Annotated in this window: 16 protein-coding genes and 1 pseudogene; 8 read left to right on the top strand and 9 right to left on the bottom strand. The window is 49.7% G+C overall.

All coding sequences use genetic code 11. The features are described 5' to 3' along the window. Positions 1-34 precede the first annotated feature (34 nt). Positions 35-2,158, top strand: a complete 2,124-nt coding sequence (locus tag L0665_RS05965) for a M3 family metallopeptidase (protein ID WP_274924783.1) — start codon at positions 35-37, stop codon at positions 2,156-2,158. A 101-nt stretch (positions 2,159-2,259) separates the two neighbouring features. Here L0665_RS05965 and L0665_RS05960 read toward each other — a convergent pair whose 3' ends face one another. Further along, positions 2,260-3,624: a PFL family protein gene (locus L0665_RS05960; RefSeq protein ID WP_274924782.1), complete on the bottom strand. Its 1,365-nt coding sequence runs from the start codon at positions 3,622-3,624 to the stop codon at positions 2,260-2,262. Positions 3,625-3,636: 12 nt separating this feature from the next. Then, positions 3,637-3,909, bottom strand: a complete 273-nt coding sequence (locus L0665_RS05955) for an ACT domain-containing protein (protein WP_274924781.1) — start codon at positions 3,907-3,909, stop codon at positions 3,637-3,639. Between the two features lie 231 nt (positions 3,910-4,140). On the opposite strand from L0665_RS05955, the gene msrA reads away from it, so the two are divergent. Together msrA and L0665_RS05945 are read left to right on the top strand one after the other, a co-directional pair. Further along, entirely contained in the window at positions 4,141-4,887 is a 747-nt protein-coding gene (msrA, locus tag L0665_RS05950; RefSeq protein ID WP_274924780.1) for a peptide-methionine (S)-S-oxide reductase MsrA, read from the top strand. Between the two features lie 81 nt (positions 4,888-4,968). Then, on the top strand, positions 4,969-5,499 hold the full coding sequence (locus tag L0665_RS05945; protein ID WP_274924779.1) for an SOUL family heme-binding protein: 531 nt from the start codon (positions 4,969-4,971) through the stop codon (positions 5,497-5,499). A gap of 148 nt (positions 5,500-5,647) precedes the next feature. Here L0665_RS05945 and L0665_RS05940 read toward each other — a convergent pair whose 3' ends face one another. Both L0665_RS05940 and L0665_RS05935 read right to left on the bottom strand, forming a co-directional pair. Continuing rightward, positions 5,648-6,124, bottom strand: coding sequence for a pyridoxamine 5'-phosphate oxidase family protein (locus tag L0665_RS05940; protein WP_274924778.1), 477 nt, complete (start codon positions 6,122-6,124; stop codon positions 5,648-5,650). Between the two features lie 74 nt (positions 6,125-6,198). Continuing rightward, positions 6,199-6,366: a DUF1059 domain-containing protein gene (locus tag L0665_RS05935; protein WP_274924777.1), complete on the bottom strand. Its 168-nt coding sequence runs from the start codon at positions 6,364-6,366 to the stop codon at positions 6,199-6,201. Positions 6,367-6,722: 356 nt separating this feature from the next. On the opposite strand from L0665_RS05935, the gene L0665_RS05930 reads away from it, so the two are divergent. Next, the gene (locus tag L0665_RS05930) at positions 6,723-8,135 is read left to right on the top strand and encodes a tetratricopeptide repeat protein (RefSeq protein ID WP_274924776.1); all 1,413 of its coding nucleotides are present in this window, start codon (positions 6,723-6,725) and stop codon (positions 8,133-8,135) included. A gap of 53 nt (positions 8,136-8,188) precedes the next feature. On the opposite strand, the gene L0665_RS05925 is transcribed toward L0665_RS05930, so the two are convergent. Beyond that, on the bottom strand, positions 8,189-9,286 hold the full coding sequence (locus tag L0665_RS05925) for a 6-bladed beta-propeller (RefSeq protein ID WP_274924775.1): 1,098 nt from the start codon (positions 9,284-9,286) through the stop codon (positions 8,189-8,191). 640 nt (positions 9,287-9,926) lie between these two features. On the opposite strand from L0665_RS05925, the gene L0665_RS05920 reads away from it, so the two are divergent. From L0665_RS05920 to eno, 4 genes and pseudogenes are all read left to right on the top strand, one after another. Further along, the gene (locus L0665_RS05920; RefSeq protein ID WP_274924774.1) at positions 9,927-10,457 is read left to right on the top strand and encodes a V4R domain-containing protein; all 531 of its coding nucleotides are present in this window, start codon (positions 9,927-9,929) and stop codon (positions 10,455-10,457) included. A gap of 41 nt (positions 10,458-10,498) precedes the next feature. Beyond that, positions 10,499-11,524, top strand: coding sequence for a HAMP domain-containing sensor histidine kinase (locus L0665_RS05915; RefSeq protein WP_274924773.1), 1,026 nt, complete (start codon positions 10,499-10,501; stop codon positions 11,522-11,524). A gap of 225 nt (positions 11,525-11,749) precedes the next feature. Beyond that, positions 11,750-11,912 (top strand): annotated as a pseudogene (locus L0665_RS05910) (IS110 family transposase); the annotation flags it as partial. A 301-nt stretch (positions 11,913-12,213) separates the two neighbouring features. Then, a complete protein-coding gene (gene eno / locus L0665_RS05905; protein ID WP_274924772.1) occupies positions 12,214-13,506 on the top strand; it encodes a phosphopyruvate hydratase in 1,293 nt (430 codons plus the stop codon). Positions 13,507-13,844: 338 nt separating this feature from the next. On the opposite strand, the gene L0665_RS05900 is transcribed toward eno, so the two are convergent. The 4 genes from L0665_RS05900 to L0665_RS05885 form a co-directional block, all read right to left on the bottom strand. Next, positions 13,845-15,053, bottom strand: a complete 1,209-nt coding sequence (locus L0665_RS05900; protein ID WP_274924771.1) for a hypothetical protein — start codon at positions 15,051-15,053, stop codon at positions 13,845-13,847. 135 nt (positions 15,054-15,188) lie between these two features. Then, positions 15,189-15,833, bottom strand: coding sequence for a flavodoxin family protein (locus tag L0665_RS05895; RefSeq protein WP_274924770.1), 645 nt, complete (start codon positions 15,831-15,833; stop codon positions 15,189-15,191). A gap of 196 nt (positions 15,834-16,029) precedes the next feature. Further along, a complete protein-coding gene (locus tag L0665_RS05890; RefSeq protein WP_274924769.1) occupies positions 16,030-17,301 on the bottom strand; it encodes an acyl-CoA thioester hydrolase/BAAT C-terminal domain-containing protein in 1,272 nt (423 codons plus the stop codon). Between the two features lie 320 nt (positions 17,302-17,621). Next, the gene (locus L0665_RS05885; RefSeq protein WP_274924768.1) at positions 17,622-18,284 is read right to left on the bottom strand and encodes a hypothetical protein; all 663 of its coding nucleotides are present in this window, start codon (positions 18,282-18,284) and stop codon (positions 17,622-17,624) included. Between the last annotated feature and the right edge of the window lie 8 nt (positions 18,285-18,292).

The raw sequence follows: 18,292 nt of genomic DNA, 5'->3' as shown, positions 1-18,292 counted from the left end.
CATTCAGACAGACGTACTGAATTACTGATTACCTATGCATACCAGCGATTACCGAATTTATTTTCACCGTTTATCATGGCTCATTGTCCTCTCAGTCGTCTTTCTTTTGACTGCAGGCACTCCTGTGAACAGACGGCAGGAAGAACCCACAGATGGTTTTGTTCCGGGCGAGAACTGTCCCATACAGACACACTACGCTCCGGGTGAAATCCCCCGCCTGAATGAAGCTGCAGAACATACGGCACGTGCAACGCTTGATGCACTTGCCAAAATCCCGCCGGAAGAACGCACCTTTGACAACACGTTCATCGCATTTGACCGGATTATGACTGACTACGCCGATGCCGTTTTGCCCCTGTGCCTGATGGGAAATGTGTATCCGGATGCGGGAATTGCAGCAGAAGGTATGTCCTGTGAAGAATCTTCATCTGTTTTCAGTACCGGTGTGTATACCCGCCGTGATCTGTATGACGTTCTCCGTGAACAGACGCCGCGGACGCCTGAGGAATCCCGGCTTTATGACGTGACCATCAGGGAATTTGAGAAGAACGGACTGAAGCTCTCTGAAGAAAGCCTCACAAAGGTCAGGGAATTAAAAACAGCGTTGAGTGGACGGGAAACCCGGTACTCGGCAAACCTGAACAATGATACGACAACACTTGAATTCACTGCTGATGATCTGAAGGGGATTCCTGCGTCATCGATGGCCACGTTTGAAAAGACCCCACAGGGTACCTGTCTCGTTACCATGAAGTATCCCGATTATCTGGCGGTGATGACCTATGCCAAAATGAGCGGAACCCGCATGAGGATGTATGAGGCGTACAACAACCGTCAGGCGGATACAAACACCGCTCTTCTGGAAGAAGCAATCGTTCTTCGTCAGAACATTGCATCGGAGCTGGGATACGCCACATGGGCGGATTACAAAATTGACGGCAGGATGGCAGGGGACACTGCGACAGTCATGGAATTTCTTACGGCAATGCAGGAGCCCCTGAAGGAAAAATACCGTGATGAGATGGCAAACCTTCTGTCTATAAAACAGCGTCTGGAACCGGTGGCAACTGCAGTCAGTCCCTGGGATGTCGCCTATCTCCATGAGATACAAAAGAAGGAGCAGTATGCCTACGATGAAGAGGAGGTCAGGGAATACTTCCCGGTCGACACGGTTCTTCAGGGACTCTTTGACACCTACGGGACCCTTTTTGGCATCCGGTTTTCCGAAATCAAAGATGCACCGGTGTGGTCGCCTGATGTCCGGCTCTATGAAGTGAACAATCTGGCAGAGAATGACAGAATCGGCTATCTGTATCTCGACCTCTATCCCCGTGAGGGGAAGTACGGACATTTCTGTGCCGCCGAGGTTATTAACGGAAGGCAAAAAGATGGCACATATACGGTTCCGGTTATGGCGATTATCGGGAATTTCCGCAAACCGGAGGAGGGAAGGCCGTCGCTTCTGACCATAAACGAGATAGAAACACTCTTTCACGAGGCCGGACATGCAATGCACTATCTGTTGACAACCGCACCATATGGCACCCTCTCCGGGTTTAGTGTGGAGTGGGATTTTGTCGAGACTCCCTCCCAGACGCTTGAGGAGTGGGTCTGGGATCCTGAGGTGCTGGAATCAATATCGGGCCATTATACCAATCCGTCTGAGAAGATTCCGTCTGATCTTCGCGACCGGATCATTGCGGCCCAGGATGTTGGGATGGGGAGTTTATACAGCCGTCTGCTGCTCAATTCTCTTGAGGATATGCGGTTTCACATTGCGACAGTTCCTGTCGATGTGACGGAAGTGTGGTATCAGATATATGAGGACATAATGGGCACACGCCCACTTCCGGGCACTCATCAGCCTGCATCATTTGGTCACTTAATGGGTGGATACGATGCCGGATATTACGGCTATCTCTGGTCGAAAGTGTATGCATTCAATATCGTGAACGCATTCAAAGAGACTGGCATGACGAACCCGACTCTCGGTAAGAAATTCCGGGATGAGATTCTTTCAAAGGGCAATATGGAGGAAGGGATGGTGCTTCTTGAACGCTTCCTCGGAAGAGAGCCGGGGGCAGAGGCACTGTATGAGCATCTGGGGATACCCATGCCTTCTGATGAAACACTTCCGAAAGAACAAAAAAATAGATAATGCAAAAGGGAGGGGGAATGTTCCTCTCAATGTTTTTTATGGACATTTTCCAGGCCATTCATACGGGTTTGAACAGACAAAAAGGCTCTGTTCTCCCTTCTTCAGTTCTTAAAACTATGAATCGGTGCGGGAATCCTGCCGCCGCGATTAATAAAATCCTCACAGCTGAAAGTATTGACCCGCTGAATGGGTGCATACCCGAGAAGCCCGCCGAACTCAACGGTGTCACCGACGTCTTTTCCTATAACAGGAATAAGACGAACAGCAGTTGTCTTCTGATTAATCATCCCGATTGCCGCTTCATCGGCGATAATGCCGGAGATGGTGGCAGCGGACGTCGTTCCGGGGATGGCAATCATATCAAGGCCAACCGAGCAGACGCAGGTCATCGCCTCCAGTTTCTCAATGGTGAGAGCACCGCGGTTCACGGCATCGATCATACCCTGATCTTCACTCACCGGGAGGAAGGCGCCACTGAGTCCACCGACAAACGAACTTGCCATCACGCCTCCCTTTTTGACCTGATCGTTCAGGAGGGCAAGTGCCGCTGTTGTTCCCGGTGCACCCACCGACTCAAGGCCCATCTCCTCTAAAATTTCTGCCACACTGTCACCCACGGAAGGTGTGGGTGCAAGCGAGAGATCGACAATGCCAAACGGCACTCCCAGCCGATCTGAGGCTTCCTGTGCGACGAGCTGCCCCGCCCGGGTCACCTTGAATGCGGTCTTTTTCACGGTTTCACAGAGCACTTCAAAGTTCTCGCCCCGGACACTTTCAAGGGCACGCTTTACCACACCAGGGCCCGATACACCCACGTTTATCACCGTATCTCCCTCGGTTACGCCATGAAATGCTCCGGCCATGAACGGATTGTCATCTGGAGCGTTGCAGAACACAACCAGTTTTGCACAGCCCATTGAGCTGTTATCTTTGGTTGCTACTGCTGTTTCCTTTACGATTTCTCCCATCAGTTTTACCGCATCCATGTTGATGCCGGTCTTTGTGGAGCCAATGTTGACTGAACTGCAGACCCGTTCTGTGGAAGCGAGCGCCATGGGAATGGAGCGAATGAGATTTTCTTCGGCAGGTGTCATGCCTTTGGAGACAAGGGCAGAGTAGCCTCCCAGAAAATTCACCTCTGTCGCTTTTGCAGCCTCATCCAGCGTCTTTGCAATGGTGACAAAATCCTCCGGAGAATGGCAGGCCGGCCCTCCGACAAGGGCAATAGGGGTGACTGAGATTCGCTTGTTTACAATCGGAATGCCGTATTCACGTTCAATATCCCTGCCAACAGAAACGAGATCTTTTGCTGCACGGGTGATTTTATCGTATATTTTATTGTTTACGGTATCAAGATTAGAATCGATGCAGTCCAGAAGACTGATGCCCATCGTAATTGTACGGACATCCAGCTGTTCCTGCTCGATCATCTTGTTTGTTTCATAGACCTCGAATATATTGATCATCTAAAATTCCTCTCAGATCCGGTGCATTCTGGTAAAAATATCTTCATGCTGGCATCTGATTTTAAGACCAATATCGTCGCCTATTTTCTTTAAATCGCTGACCATCTCACCAAAGGGTTTGGTGGATTTGCTGGTGTCAACGATCATCATCATGTTAAAGTAGCTCTGTATGATAGTCTGGGAGATGTCTTCCACATTCACATCGTTGTCTGCAAGATAGGTGCAGACTTTCGCGATGATTCCGACGGTATCTTCTCCGACGACAGTAATGATGGTTTTTGTCATGGTCTCTCGTTCCCTGATACTATTATTGGCATTCTTTTGAGATTAAAACCGTCACAAACAGGCATCAGGTGTGGGTCGGGAATGATCTCTTCCTCTGGTATCTCCAATGTTTTTTTTTGAATGTGGATACAAAACAGTCCGGCATCGCATGGTCGGGAAAGAGTATATAAACATCTTTCGCACTGTGGGGGTAACGGAATTTTTCGAGAGATTGTCATGGAGAGAAAACAAATGAAGGCAACATTTGCCGGTGGCTGCTTCTGGTGTATGCAGCTGCCATTCCAGCAGGTTGAGGGGGTCGTTTCGGCCGTGTCCGGGTATACCGGTGGAACAACGAAGAATCCGACATACCGGGAGGTTTCTTCCGGCAGAACGGGGCATCTCGAAGCAGTGCAGGTGACGTACGACCCCGAAACCGTCTCATACGAAACACTTCTTTCTGTGTTCTGGACGCAGATTGATCCGACCGATGATGCGGGACAGTTCGCAGACAAGGGCTCCCAGTACCGGACTGCCATATTCTTTCACGATGAAGAACAGAAACGGCTGGCAGAAGAGTCAAAGAAGGCGCTTGACGATTCCGGGAAGTTTTCCCAATCCGTTGCGACCATGATTCTGCCGTACGCACCGTTTTACCCTGCTGAAGAATACCACCAGAACTACGCAGTGAAAAAACCGCGGGAATACGGGAGATACAAGAAATATTCCGGGCGTGAGGCGTTCATTGAGAGAACGTGGCATACAGACAAAAAAGTCATTGTCTACTCAACACCACAATGCCACAACTGCAATGAAATAAAAGCATATCTCCGGGAGAAAAAGGTGGCATTTGAGGAGATAGATCTCACGGAAAACGAAGAGGCGAGGGATCTTCTCATCGAAAAGACCGGGCATATCGGGGCACCTGTAGTCCAAATCGGAGACGAGTTCATATTCGGCTTTGACCGGGAAAAAATGGAAGTTCTGCTGCAAAAATAACGAAAATTGGCAGGTCATCTGATTTATCAGATGAACATCTCAGAAGGTAATGAAAAGAGGACAAATTCCCCCATACGGGAGATGAAAACAGACATGACGGATACAATTCCCTATGAAATAACGGGTGAGGCAGGAGAGATTGAGTTCCGGAGATATCCTGCTCTGGTGATTGCAACGGTTGAGAGTACGTTAAATAACGCCGGTTTCAATCTGCTGTTCTCCTACATCACGGGTAAAAATTCCACACAAAAGAGCATCCCGATGACCTCTCCGGTGATCACATCGGAGCAGATTGCGATGACGGCACCGGTTGTTTCCGATGCGACGTCGATGTCATTTGTCATGCCACAGGGGTTGACCAGAGATGAAATCCCGGAGCCCCTGGACGGCCGGGTGCAGATAATGACGCTGCCAGAGAGGGAGGTCGCTGTCATCCGCTTCAGGGGTTATGCCCGCGAGAATGAAGTGACAGCAGCAGAGGGACGGCTGCGGGAAGGACTTAAGCAGGCTGGAATTGTATCGGTCGGAGAGTCGTTTCTGATGCGCTACAATCCTCCCTGGACACCCGGTTTCCTGCGGCGAAACGAGGTGGGTGTCGAAGTAAAACGGTGAAATACAGGCGGTCGGAGACAAGGCAAAATGATCGTTTCCATGGTGTCATTCATTACCGTGATGCTCCCCAAAACACCTGAACACCCACTGTTGTGTTCCCTGAATCTGTCCGGAAACAAAAAAAACTGAAAATTGAGAGAAGAGGCGGTCAGCCGTTTTTCAGGGCAACAATATCTTTCACATCAACCAGTTTCCAGACCGCGGAACGCTCCCCGTTGATGATGATTTCCGGGGGGTCATCCGGGCCGTATCCCAGTGCGGAGAGGACCCGTGGAGAGAGCCGGTGTCGTGCCATCATGGCTACGAACTGTTTTCGTACGTCCTTTTTTCTGGCCGGATCTTTAACCTCTTCGATTTTTCCCTGGAGGCTTACAAAGGTAAAAGACGAGAGGTCGGGCAGATACTCTTCTATCTCGACTGATACCTGTGGGTTTGCAGAAAAATATTCCATCTTCCTGCCGTATTTCGTGGAAAGGAAGTACAGGTAATTTTTGTCAAAGACGTACATGAACGGTGCAATATAAGGGTGTTCGGTCCCTGCAAAGGCAATACGGGATATATACTGCCGTTCAATCAGGGAATCATACTCAGGTTTGGTCATCCGGGGAATTTTCATCAGGTCCATATGCATATCCTCTTACAGACCTGCTATCGGTTGTAATGTTGATAAGGATGACGGCGGGTCGGAAAAAAAGGAGGTTACTTTTCTGCTTTGTGGATTTTCATCCACATCTCTTTGTCCAGCGGGTCGATTTTATGAACTTCGCGGGCGTGCCGGGCAATTTGTTCATCCAGTTCCTGCACATTGTCTGCGGTTGCCTTGAAATCGCAGTCCATACCAATATCTTTGCACTTAAATGAAACCATGGTCTGTCACTGGCGGCACTATTGTTTTATATGTTCTTATAGATTTGCCAGTCAATAGCACGAATCAATCTCTCCTGTTCCTTTTTGAGGATTTGATTTCACCTTTGGTTTTTTCCATCCGTGGTTCTGTTTCTGTGTACTGAAAAGTATTGGAAACGGCGTAACCCCTTATCTCAGGAGGATTTAATCTCCTGATTTGTTTGAACTTTCCTGTCCCAAAAACACAAGGGCACGTTTTTGGGGTGATTTATTGGAATTACATCTGAGGAAATGTGTTTTCTATCCGGTCTGAAACGCAATGAGCAGACACATTGCAGGAAGTGAATTAATGAATGTAGAGATTGAATGAGATTATAATGGAAAAATCTGAAAATATCTGCGCAGAAGACTGGATTGCCGAGGGAGATGCGCTCAGTAATAATGAACAATATGAGGAGGCAGGTGAGGCATACAATATGGCGATAGCATGTGACCCGGATAGTGCCACTGCCTGGTATAACAAAGGAAATACCCTGCTCTTTCTTGACCGGTATGAAGAGGCTTTGGCGGCATTTGACCGGGCAACAGCAATCGCTCCGGAATTTGCCTCTGCATGGTACAACAAAGGATATGTCCTGGGGAAGCTGCAGCGATATGAGGAAGCTCTTGCGGCATCCTGTCAGGCAATCGCCATTGAACCCCGAAAGGTATCGGCATGGCAATACAAAGGATACGTCCTTGAAGAACTCGAGCGATATGAAGAAGCCCTTGAAGCATACGATCAGGAGATCGCTCTCGATTCGGATACCGCCACTGCCTGGTATGGCAAAGGAAATATCCTTGACAGGCTTAGCCGATATGATGAGGCGCTTGCGGCATACCGTCATGCACTCAGTTTTGATCCCGATTATGCCGCTGCCTGGTACAACAATGGATGTACTCTGGAGAAGCAGGAGCGGTATGAAGAGGCGCTGACGTCTTATGACGAGGTCATCCGGTGTGATCCCGGTCATGCTCCTGCGTGGACAGGCAGGGGATATGCCCTGGAAGAGCTTGGCAGATATGAAGAGGCGTGTGCAGCACATAAACATGCGATTCTTCTCGACCCGAATGACGCCGCAGCATGGTATGGCAAAGGGAACGCTCTCACTGAACTGGGCAGGAACGAGGAGGCTCTCGCGGCCTACACCCGTGCACTTGAAATTGACCCGGAAGACGCTTCTGCGTGGTACAACAAGGGATTTGCCCTTGATGAACTGCACCGTTACAGTGAGGCAGTTCAGGCATACAGCCGGTCACTCGAAATCAATCCCGATGACACTTTAGCATGGGATTCCATGGGTGTGTGCCTCATGAATCTGGAACAGTTTGAAGAGGCGGCCGGTGCCTTTGACCTTGCACTCGACCTTGACCCGGAAGACGCTTCTGCATGGTATCACAAAGGCTGTGCCCTCGATGAACTGCACCGCTATGAGGAGGCGGTTCAGGCATATTGCCGGTCGCTTGAGATCAGTCCGGATGACACTGATTCATGGTTAAATATGGGGATGGCCCTCTATAATCTGGAACGATATGATGAGGTCATTGATGCCTGTGACATCTCTCTTGAAATAAGTCCGGATGACGCAGATGTCTGGAGTATCAGAGGGGATGCCCTGATGCGTCTGAAGCAATATGAAGAGGCACTCTGGACGTATAACCGGGTGCTTGCAATCGACCCGGAACATGCCCATGCGTGGTACAACAAAGGAATTGCACAGAATAAAGTTCGCCGATGCCCCTGCTGTTAGATAATGGCAAAAATGGGTGAATCCGGTTGAGTGCCTGTTTTTCTGCGTGAAATTTATTTCCGTCTGGTGGGCAAAACAACGCCAAAAGGTAGTGCTGCAATCATGATTCCCAGTATGACGAAGATGACTGATCCTGGGGATGTGGTGGGAGGGGGAACGCTGTTGGATGGAGTGACAGTTCCGGAAGAATCCGTTTCCAGATCTGACTTTCCGAACGCCTGAATGCGGTTATTGTAGGTGTCAGCAACGTAGACGGTGCCGGAACGGTCAACGGCTATATCCTGTGGGGTGGAAAACTCCCCATTGCCTGAACCCTCCGATCCCCACTCTGTGAGATATGTGCCGTCGGATGTGAATTTTTTGATGCGGTTATTTCCGGTGTCAGCAACGTAGACATCGCCGGCGTCGTCAACCGCAACACCATAGGGAGCATACAGCTGTCCCTTCCCGAACCATCCTTCTCCCCACTGTGTGAGAAACGTGCCGTTGGACGCGAATTTTATGATGCGGTCATTTCCGGTCTCAGCAACAAAGACATTCCCTGCATTGTCAACGGCAATCCCGGTTGGTCCATTCAGCTGCCCTTCGCCTGACCCCTTTGATCCCCACTGTGTGAGATATGTGCCGTTGGATGTGAATTTTATGATGCGGTTATTCTCGAGGTCAGTGACGTAGACGTTGCCGGCATTGTCAGCGGCAATCCCAAAGGGAACATCCGGCCACCCATCGCCGGAACCTTCCCATCTCCACTTTTTAAGGAACTCCCCCTCTGACGTGAACTTCGTGATGCTGTGATCCTGCAGGACGGTAACGTAAACAGTATCGGAATCATCAATGGCAATCCTGATTGGTGACGAAAACCCCCCGGTGTCTGTCCACTCATGTCCCCACTCGGTGAGAAACGTGCCGTCGGGTGTGAATTTCTGGATGCGGTTATTGTTGGTATCAGCAACGTAGACGTTCCCGGAGGAGTCAACGGCTACCCCTAATGGAGTATCAAGTTGCCCGGTGCCGAGCCACTCCGCTCCCTCTGTTCCCCAGGATGTGATGAATTCATATCCCCGGTCTCCCTGTGCTGTTGCCACCCCGCTGAAAACGAGCAACGATATGACCAGCACTCCTGCCAAAAAAATCCTTTTACTAGTTTTCAAAATGTATCTCCCCGATTCTGAGACATCCCTGTGCCAATGTGGATGAGTCGTTGTTGAATCTCTTTTAGACAATACCTTAAATGTGACTCAGGATCTGTGTTTCGTGTCTTTGTTCAACCATCTTCGCGGATATTTTCAGGCATATGATTTTATTTGTGGAATTCACGGATATCACAGTCACAGATTAAAAAATGCTGAACCTCATTGCCTATCACTTCTGCCATTAGCATCTTTCCGGATGTGAGAGAGAGAGAGAGAGAGAGGGATGGAACGACAACGTCCTATTGAAGACGGGCGGTGTATTCCCCATGAAGCCGAATGACATTGAGTCCCTCAGGATGGAATGATACAGACGATTGTCTTCTTTCTCGAAAAGAGCCCTCAACCTGGGAAATGCCGGAAGGAGTTCTCCCTTCAATAATTCCGGATGATATTCAGATACGATTCATTGTATTTCAGGGAAAAAGGAACATTATATTGAGTGAATGTCTACAGATGTATTGCACATATGAATCAAATATTTGTATTATAAATATATTTTCATGTGAACCATATTTTTTATAAAACATATTTTCGATACATTTATACATTTCCATAAGAGAGTGTAATTTATCACATATGTTTATGGAGGGGATTTCCTATGAATTCTGAAAGAAAATATAAGTTTGACTGGTCTATGATTGGAGATCTGGAAATTGGGCGTCCAAATCTGGGGTGTAGAACAAGAATTGAGGCGTACCGGTTAATGCAGTATACGTTTCGTGATGTTATTGAACTCGAACTGGGGCATGAAAAAACAGATCAAGTATTCTATGATGCGGGTAAACTTGCGGGAGAGGAATTTTACCGCCATTTAATCGGGGATATGCCCGACCTTTCTACATTTGTCAGTAAACTACAGCAGGTGCTAAAAGATATGGAGATAGGAATCCTTCGCGTTGAAGAAGCAGACAGTGAAACAGGAAAATTCATCATGGCAGTATATGAAGACCTTGACTGCTCAGGACTTCCTGAAACAGGAGAAGGTGTTTGCACATATGATGAAGGATTAATTTCCGGCCTGATGGAGCAGTTTACCGGGATCCCCTATAATGTAACAGAGATTGATTGTTGGTGTACGGGAGATCGGACATGCCGGTTTACCGTTGACCCAGCTGAGTTGTCTCCCTGATCATATAATCAGAGATCCCTCAGATGTTCCATATTCCAAATATGTCCGAAAACCAGGAGACTGACAGATTATTCCTTGAAAAATTTGCAGTCGCTCTTGCAAATGGTGATCTTTCCGGGGAATTGAAGATGAAGGGCACCATTGCGGGTAGTCTGAAATCCCTTCAGTCCAGCCTGCGCCATCTCTCTTGGCAGGCGAAACAGGTAGCAAAAGGTGATTTCAGCCAGCGTGTGGATTTTATGGGGGAATTCTCAGAATCCTTTAACTACATGGCAAAAAGCCTTGAAAAGGCCGCAATTGAGAGGGAAGAAAGAGAAAAAAAACTGAATGAGATGAATTTCCAGCTCTCCCGCGAAGTTGTAAAACGGAGGGAAGCGGAAGAATCTCTGCTGAATGCAAGCACAAAATACCGTGTGATCACATCTGTGACACGGCATGATATCAAAAACCAGCTTACTGCATTGCAGGCGTATCTGGATTTTTTATCTGATGACATCGATGAACCTCAGGGAACACAGTACATTAATGAAGCAAACCACATTTCGGATAGAATTGGTCACCTTGTTGAATTTACCAAGCAATTTGAAACCCTGGGGATCCACACACCATTATGGCTCGATATTGGTGAGGTTATTGAGAGAGTAAATGAAAATTTTTTTGTTGGCTCCATTTCGTTCCGCAATGAAATATCCAACATTGAAATTTACACCGATCCGCTGATTGAAAAAGTAATCTACAACCTTGTTCAGAATTCGTACACCCATGGTGGCCATGTTTCAGAAATTACATACTCATGCAAAACAGAGAATGATACACTTACACTCATATACATTGACAATGGAGTGGGAATACCTGCTTCAGAGAAAAATAAGGTTTTTACAAAGGGGTTTGGAAAGAACACCGGACTTGGAATGTTTTTTTGTAGAGACATACTCTCGCTTTCTGAAATATCAATTGAAGAAACCGGCACCCCCGGGGAAGGGGCTCGGTTTGAAATGACGATTCCTGCAGAGAAATTCCGGAAAAACATTCCTGATATTCTGATGGATCACATGCACAAACAATGAACGTGAGCTCGTGACCCACATTTGAATGGCTCAATAAAATCATTTTTCTCATTGGGTAGGGAGGTTGTAATCTTTTTGAGCTTTTCGCTCGGGAAAAGACGAACTCGTAAATTGATATTGGAGGCGCAAATGTGACTTGGATCACAGATGTAAAATTGCTCCTTCTTAGGTCAATTCACTGCCCATTTTAATTAATGGATGTGGTTCGATGCCATCAAAAATGCACAAATTGTCCATGCAGCAGTGCGGACTAATAAAAGCAAACTGAAGTTTCTCTCCGAAAGAAGGATTCAATCGGATTTGGCAAGGAAATTTTATCGCACTTGCACGAAAGATTGTAACCATCATCTGGCATCTCATTACGAATGGTGAATTGTACGAAGATGAGCGGTTCACGGGCAATCGGCCCGTATCTTCGTACCGACGGTTCGAATCTCTCATGCAGTTTTAATGTGCTGATAAGGGGAATCCGGGATATATTCGGAACAGTGTAATTACACTGTTCAATGCAGTGAGGGTGGAATTGTGTGGACACTCTTATCTCCCAAAGAGAGACGCAAGGTCAATTTCATAATTCAATAATCGAATCCATACTGTCCTTCCCCGAACATCAGCCCGGCAACCACCTGACATGCAGTTCGGAACCGTATCTACATAAGCCAGACGAAAACAATAATGAGATGATAATAATGACCACACCTGACACAACTATCACTTCCGTCCATGCCCGTGAGATCCTTGACTCACGTGGCAACCCGACTGTCGAAGCAGAAGTCACCCTCGCCTGCGGGATAATCGCGCGGGCCGCTTCACCATCCGGTGCGTCCACCGGGATTCACGAGGCAGTCGAACTCCGTGACGGAGATCCCGCCAGATACGGTGGGAAAGGGGTGCAAAAACCCGTTAATCTGATTAACACCACCATCGCAGCTCACGTGCAGGGTCTCGATGCCTGCCGCCAGCAGGCGGTTGATGAGATGCTTTGTAAGCTTGACGGAACACCTAACAAGCAGAACCTCGGTGCCAACGCGACTCTCGCAGTTTCGATGGCAGTCGCCCGTGCCGCTGCCACCGCAGCAGGGCTCCCGCTCTGGGAATACCTCGGAGACGCAAATGAGGCAGTCCTGCCGGTGCCGGCGATGAACATCCTCAATGGCGGTGTCCACGCCAACTGGCAGGGCCCGGACTTTCAGGAGTACATGATTGCCCCATACGGCGCCCCGACATTCGCTGAAGCTGTCCGCTGGGGAGCTGAAATATATCACTCCCTTAAGGCACTTCTGAAAGAGAAGGGATTTTCCACTGCTGTCGGCGACGAGGGCGGGTTCGCACCGGTCGTCTCCTCGAACACCGAACCCTTAGACCTCATCGTGGAAGCAATCAAACGGGCGGGCTATGTTCCCGGTGAACAGGTGGGCATCTGCCTTGACCCGGCATCAAGCGCCTTCTATGAGGACGGGATGTATGAACTCAAAACCGAAAACATCAAACTTGACTCCGCTGGGATGGTGAAGCGTTACGAGGAACTTGTGGCAGCATACCCCATCGTCTCCATCGAGGACGGCCTCGAGGAAGACGACTGGGAAGGATGGGCTCTTCTGAACAAGGCCATCGGCGACCGGGTGGAGCTTATTGGTGACGACCTCTTTGTCACCACCGTCGCCCGTATCGAGCGGGGAATTAAGGAAAATGTCGCAAACTCTGTCCTCATCAAACCCAACCAGATAGGGACTGTAACAGAGACCATTGCTGCCGTCCGTCTGGCACAGAAGAACGGCTGGGGTGCTATGGTCTCCCACCGGAGCGGTGAGACCGTCGATTCCTTCATCGCCGACTTCACCGTTGCACTGAAGACCGGCCACCTCAAGACCGGGGCACCGGCACGGGGCGAGCGGGTGGAAAAATACAATCAACTCATTCGGATTGAAGAAGCAGCAGGCGAGCGGGCACAGTATGCTGGCCGGGCCGGATTTGTCCGGTAAGGTTTCCGGCTTTATGCCAGAGAACGGGGATGCTCACAATACCGTCCCCAACAGGGCGTGAGGTGTCACCTGTATAGAGTGGCAACAGAGGGAATTGCTGCTTCCAATGCCTTCTGCCATTTCGGTTCGCGGGCAGAACTGGCAATTGTGATCTCCAAAATCTCTTGTGACCCGAATACCTGTTCTTTTTTTATGTGAAACAGGGATGGTTCCTTCTGTATGGCTGACCATTCTGGTAAATCGTTATTCAACTGATCAAACGATTGTTCATCTCATTGAATAACTCCGGAATTCACCGACACAATTGTATCAATCATCCACAAGTCAGGCATACCCCGTTATTCAGGCCTTTTTTTTCCATATACAATCGCACCTGCCCCCGCTGCGAACGCACAGACCGGACCCACAAGCAGCCCCGCCCACATGAAGAGGCCCACAATACCGACTGCGATCATCGAAATCCCGTTCGTCTTTGATCCCCAGCCAGTGCTTCGCAGGCCGATTCTGATGGCAAACCCTCCTGACAGAATGGCGACGGCGATATAAACTGCGGGGAGAATGGCCCCTCCCGTCATCCCGGCCTTTGAAAGTGCCAGCAGTGTCTGGACGAGAAGCATCATCCCGGTACCCAAATAGAAAAGGCCCGCTGTTACAGCAAGCCACCCAAATGGGCCAACAATAGTTGTTCCGGTCTTCCTTTCCCGTCGCCCCTGCCAGAAAAGAAGGCCGAAACCTGCAATCACGGTGAGAAGGAGCGGCCCGAGAATGGTCACCCATGACTGCCCCTCCCACCGGTGGATACCAATAACTGAGAACGGGACGAGCAGCCACTCGCTGAACGTGAATTCCTCACGGTAGCCGACAGCAAGCCCGAAGTTCCCGCCCGATGCTGATGTCTCCGGTGCATACACTGCGACATACCATGTGCCGGGGGCGGTCACCTGCTGGGAATATGCAGCTGCAGGATAGAGAGCAGATGGGGTGAACGGTTCAAAATCTGCCCCGGCAGGCATGGTTCCTTCGATGACCACCGTCCCATAGATTGCTGGTTCCTCACTGGTTTCGTGCCCGTCCTCCGCGTGAAGCATATCCATGGTATCGTCGAGGGGAATATCTTCTTCATGGTGTTCCTCATCAGGATGAGGCATCTCCACAAACGAGGGAGGTGTCCCGGATGAAGACAGTCCGGGCCCCATCACGACCAGTCCCGGAACAAACGCTGCCGTTCCTTCCGGGGTAAAGAGGCTCAGGCGCAGTTCATCCCCTGCGACCATCTCCATTTGATAATACCGGACATCTCCCGCACCCGCGAGGTCACCATAAATCACCCATGACTTTGTCGGGTCAGTGACAGGGAAGGCATCGTCGATATGGGTATTGTCTCCGGAGGTGAGTGGGACATGAGCAGCGGCAGGCAATATGAGAAATGAGCCGAGGATGAGAAGACCTGCAAGAATAAGGAATCCGGCTGTAGGCAGAGATACCTTTGCGTTATTGTTTGTCTCAAAAACGCTCCGCATCATTTCCTGTGTTTCTTTTTCTGTCATGATGTGTATGGGTCGTATCCTGTGGGAGTGGGCTGTATGTATCCAATGGGAATTATTCAGATCTTCCGTCAGGATTGATGTATTTCACCGGAATCAGTCCCTGCAAAAGGGAGAGGTGAATGAAATTCTAACGAGTCATTTCCCTTCAGCGAACCGAACACCCATCTCAAACGCCGCCCTGCAATCCTTTGGGAATATTTCATCGTACTGCTTTTTCTTTGCCGTCGGACTGAACATGCTGCTATCGTAGAGGGTATAATCACTGAACTGGTAGGTATCGCAAGAAAAAAGTGACTCCGCATGGCCGTAAACCAGGTGCAGAAAGAACTCGTTCAGGTCGGCTCTGCTCCGTAATCCGGTGTCATCCAGATCTTCGTCTTTCATGTTCATCGTGTAGATGAATCCTGCACGGAGTTCTTTGGGAAAGAGGGTCGGCCCGCTGCTGTAAGAGATGTAGGGGAAGAGGAGACGCTCCATGAAGTTCCGCATCAGGCCTGTTTCTGCACCGAAATAGATGGGCGAGCCGAGAATGACTGCATCCACCTCCTCTATTTCTGCAAGAAGTGGGGTTACGTCATCATCGATGGCACACCTCCCATAACTGTTCCCGCCCAGCCGTTTGCAGGCAAAACAGCTCGTGCATCCGGAGAAATTCAGATCTGAAAGATGGATGAGCCGGGCTTCTCCTCCCACCGATTCGGCCCCCTCGCAGGCATGTTCGAGCAGCGTTGCCGTATTCCACGTTTTCCGGGGACTCCCATTGATTGCCAGCAGTTTCATTATCTTCACCAGTATGCCAGCAGATGGCGCTGCACGTCAATTATTCTTTCCCCTCGTGCCGGAATCTGCCGATTTTGACCACTGATTTGTGTTATTTGAGATAGAATGAATTTGTTTATGTATTACACGGTGGAGCGGGACCTCTGAAATAACATATTTGTGTCCGGAGGAGACGGGCCGCAAATGAAAAACAGAATCAGAGATTGGTGGTAAAGAATGCCACCATATTCTTCCAGGCATCTTCCAGTGCCCGGGATGATTTTTTGGACGTTCCACCGAAAATAAGGGTGTCTCTTACCTCCGGTGCCGGCAGTCCGGGGAGTGTGGTGAGGTGACCTGCGCCGGTATATTTCAGATGAATCACATCCTTTCCTGCCTCTTTCAGGGATTTTTCAATGGCATCTCCCATCTCACCGGAAGGCCATACCCCATCCTCAGTTCCGGAAACCAGAAGGACCGGGCCTGAAATATTTTCGACCGGAATGTGGGCGGCTTCTGTCTGTTCCGGGTGTTTTTCCATGCCCTGTTCATATATTTCCCGGAATGCAACCGGGCGCCCGGTCATGATCTTCATGATTTTCATGCCTGAGAGGTGCATCCTCACAAAGGGGAGTGGTACTCCGCCTGCTGTCCAGGAACTCTTCGTTGCTCCTCCGTTCGGGCTCTGCCAGACAACAGACGATGGAGAGTATGCAGCCACTGCACGAATCCGTTTGTCCCGTGACGCAAGAAGGAGTGCCAGTTCTGCACCTTTTGAGTATCCGTAGATGCCCATCCGTTTGGTATCCACCGCCGAATATTTTTCAAGCCAGGCAACCGCACGGTCAAAGAATTCTAGTGGCACCTCGGAGAGTTCCTCTGTCAGGGGTTCCCCTCCGAAGTAGGCAACCGAAAAGGTGGCGATACCATGGGATGCAAGCAGTGCCGGGCGGGGTTCGGTGAACCAGCCGTCAGAACCGCCGAGGCAGATTACCACCGGAAAGGGCCCGTCCCCTTTTGGACAGAAGAAGGTTCCCTGCAGGGTGCCTTCCCGGACCTCTTCCCTGATTGTTGTGGCATCATCAAAGACGTGAAGCCGCAGACTGCTCCGGGCAGAATCACCGTTTGGGGCGGTGGCACTGATATCAACGAGAAGCGGTTCTGTCGTCGTCTTTGCAAACATGGGAACGTTCCCTCCGGGGAGATCTACCGGACGCATGGAATCAAAGATTTCCCATGGGTCGATATCGTCAAACCGTTCCCCCTCTGATTCTGCAACGGCTATCTCAAGGCACCCCTGCGGGTTGAGGGTATACGGCGTCACACTCTGCCATTTTCTGCCATTGTCATCCACCGTCTCTGCGGTGACATCCACATGACTGTGAGATTCAAATCCACGCACCCATATGTCGGCTTTTTTGTCCATAATCACATTCCGGGACGCAATCTCGATTCTTGGCCCCGGTTTTTCATGTATTTTTGGCTCCATCGATGTTTCTGCTCCTGACCAGATTCCCTGTTCTGTCCTTGCAGGGTAGACATAATAAAGGGATGGGATATACGAAAAAAAGGGGATATTTTCCGGTTTGATAAATTCAGGCCACCGGATACTGGATCTCGGTGAGGAGATCTTCTTCCGGTGTCTCAGAATGATTATTCAGGTAATATGAATGGGGGGGGCTGTTTTCTTCGTGAACACGCTCTCTTCCAGGTTTGCGACCATTCTCATGTGGGCAAGGCCAGGGTTTCCGTATGGTCCCTTAAACAGGCGTTTCCCGGGGGAAAATTATATGCAAAAAAAGAGGGAGGTTATGCTCTGCGTGAGAGCAGAAGAGCACCAACTGCAGCCAGTCCGAAGATCCCTGCCACAGGGAAAGGACTCTGTGTCGGCTCCGTTACCGGGATCATCACAAGGTCAGCGGAAATCTGGACAATTTCGCCTGATGCCGGGTGCTGGGCGAGTGTTCCGGTGTAGGTGGTGTATCCGGGCTTCTCCACTTTGTAGGTGGTGTATGGGGTGCCGGTTGTGTAGATATCGATTGTGAGGGTACCGTCCTCACCAGTTACACCCTTGAAGTCATTGCCAAAGTAGACGTTTGCATCAGGAACGTTGGTGGTGAGCTTGTAATATCCCTTGTCGCCACCGATCATCTGTGGTTCAAGAGTAGCGGTGAGTGTGACAATCTGTCCTTCTGCCGGGTAATCTGTTATCTTTCCGGAATATGTCTCATATCCCTGCTTCTCTACTTTGTAGGTGGTGTATGGGGTGCCGGTCACATAGACATCGACAGTGAGGGTGCCGTCAGCGCCTGTTACGCCTTTGAGGTCATCGTCGAAGTAGACGTCTGCACCGTCAATACCTGCATCAACCGTGTAATATCCGATATCTCCGCCGACGGTTCCTGTCATGGCAGCTGCCATTGAAACAAGGAATGCGGCTGAAAGAAGTATTGTGAAAGTCTTCCGTATCATAACGAATT

It is taken from the genome of Methanogenium marinum, from assembly GCF_028912405.1.
Classification (GTDB): Archaea; Halobacteriota; Methanomicrobia; order Methanomicrobiales; family Methanomicrobiaceae; genus Methanogenium; species Methanogenium marinum.
The sequence above is the reverse complement of the archived record's forward strand: the minus strand, read 5'-3'. Positions and strand labels throughout refer to the sequence as shown.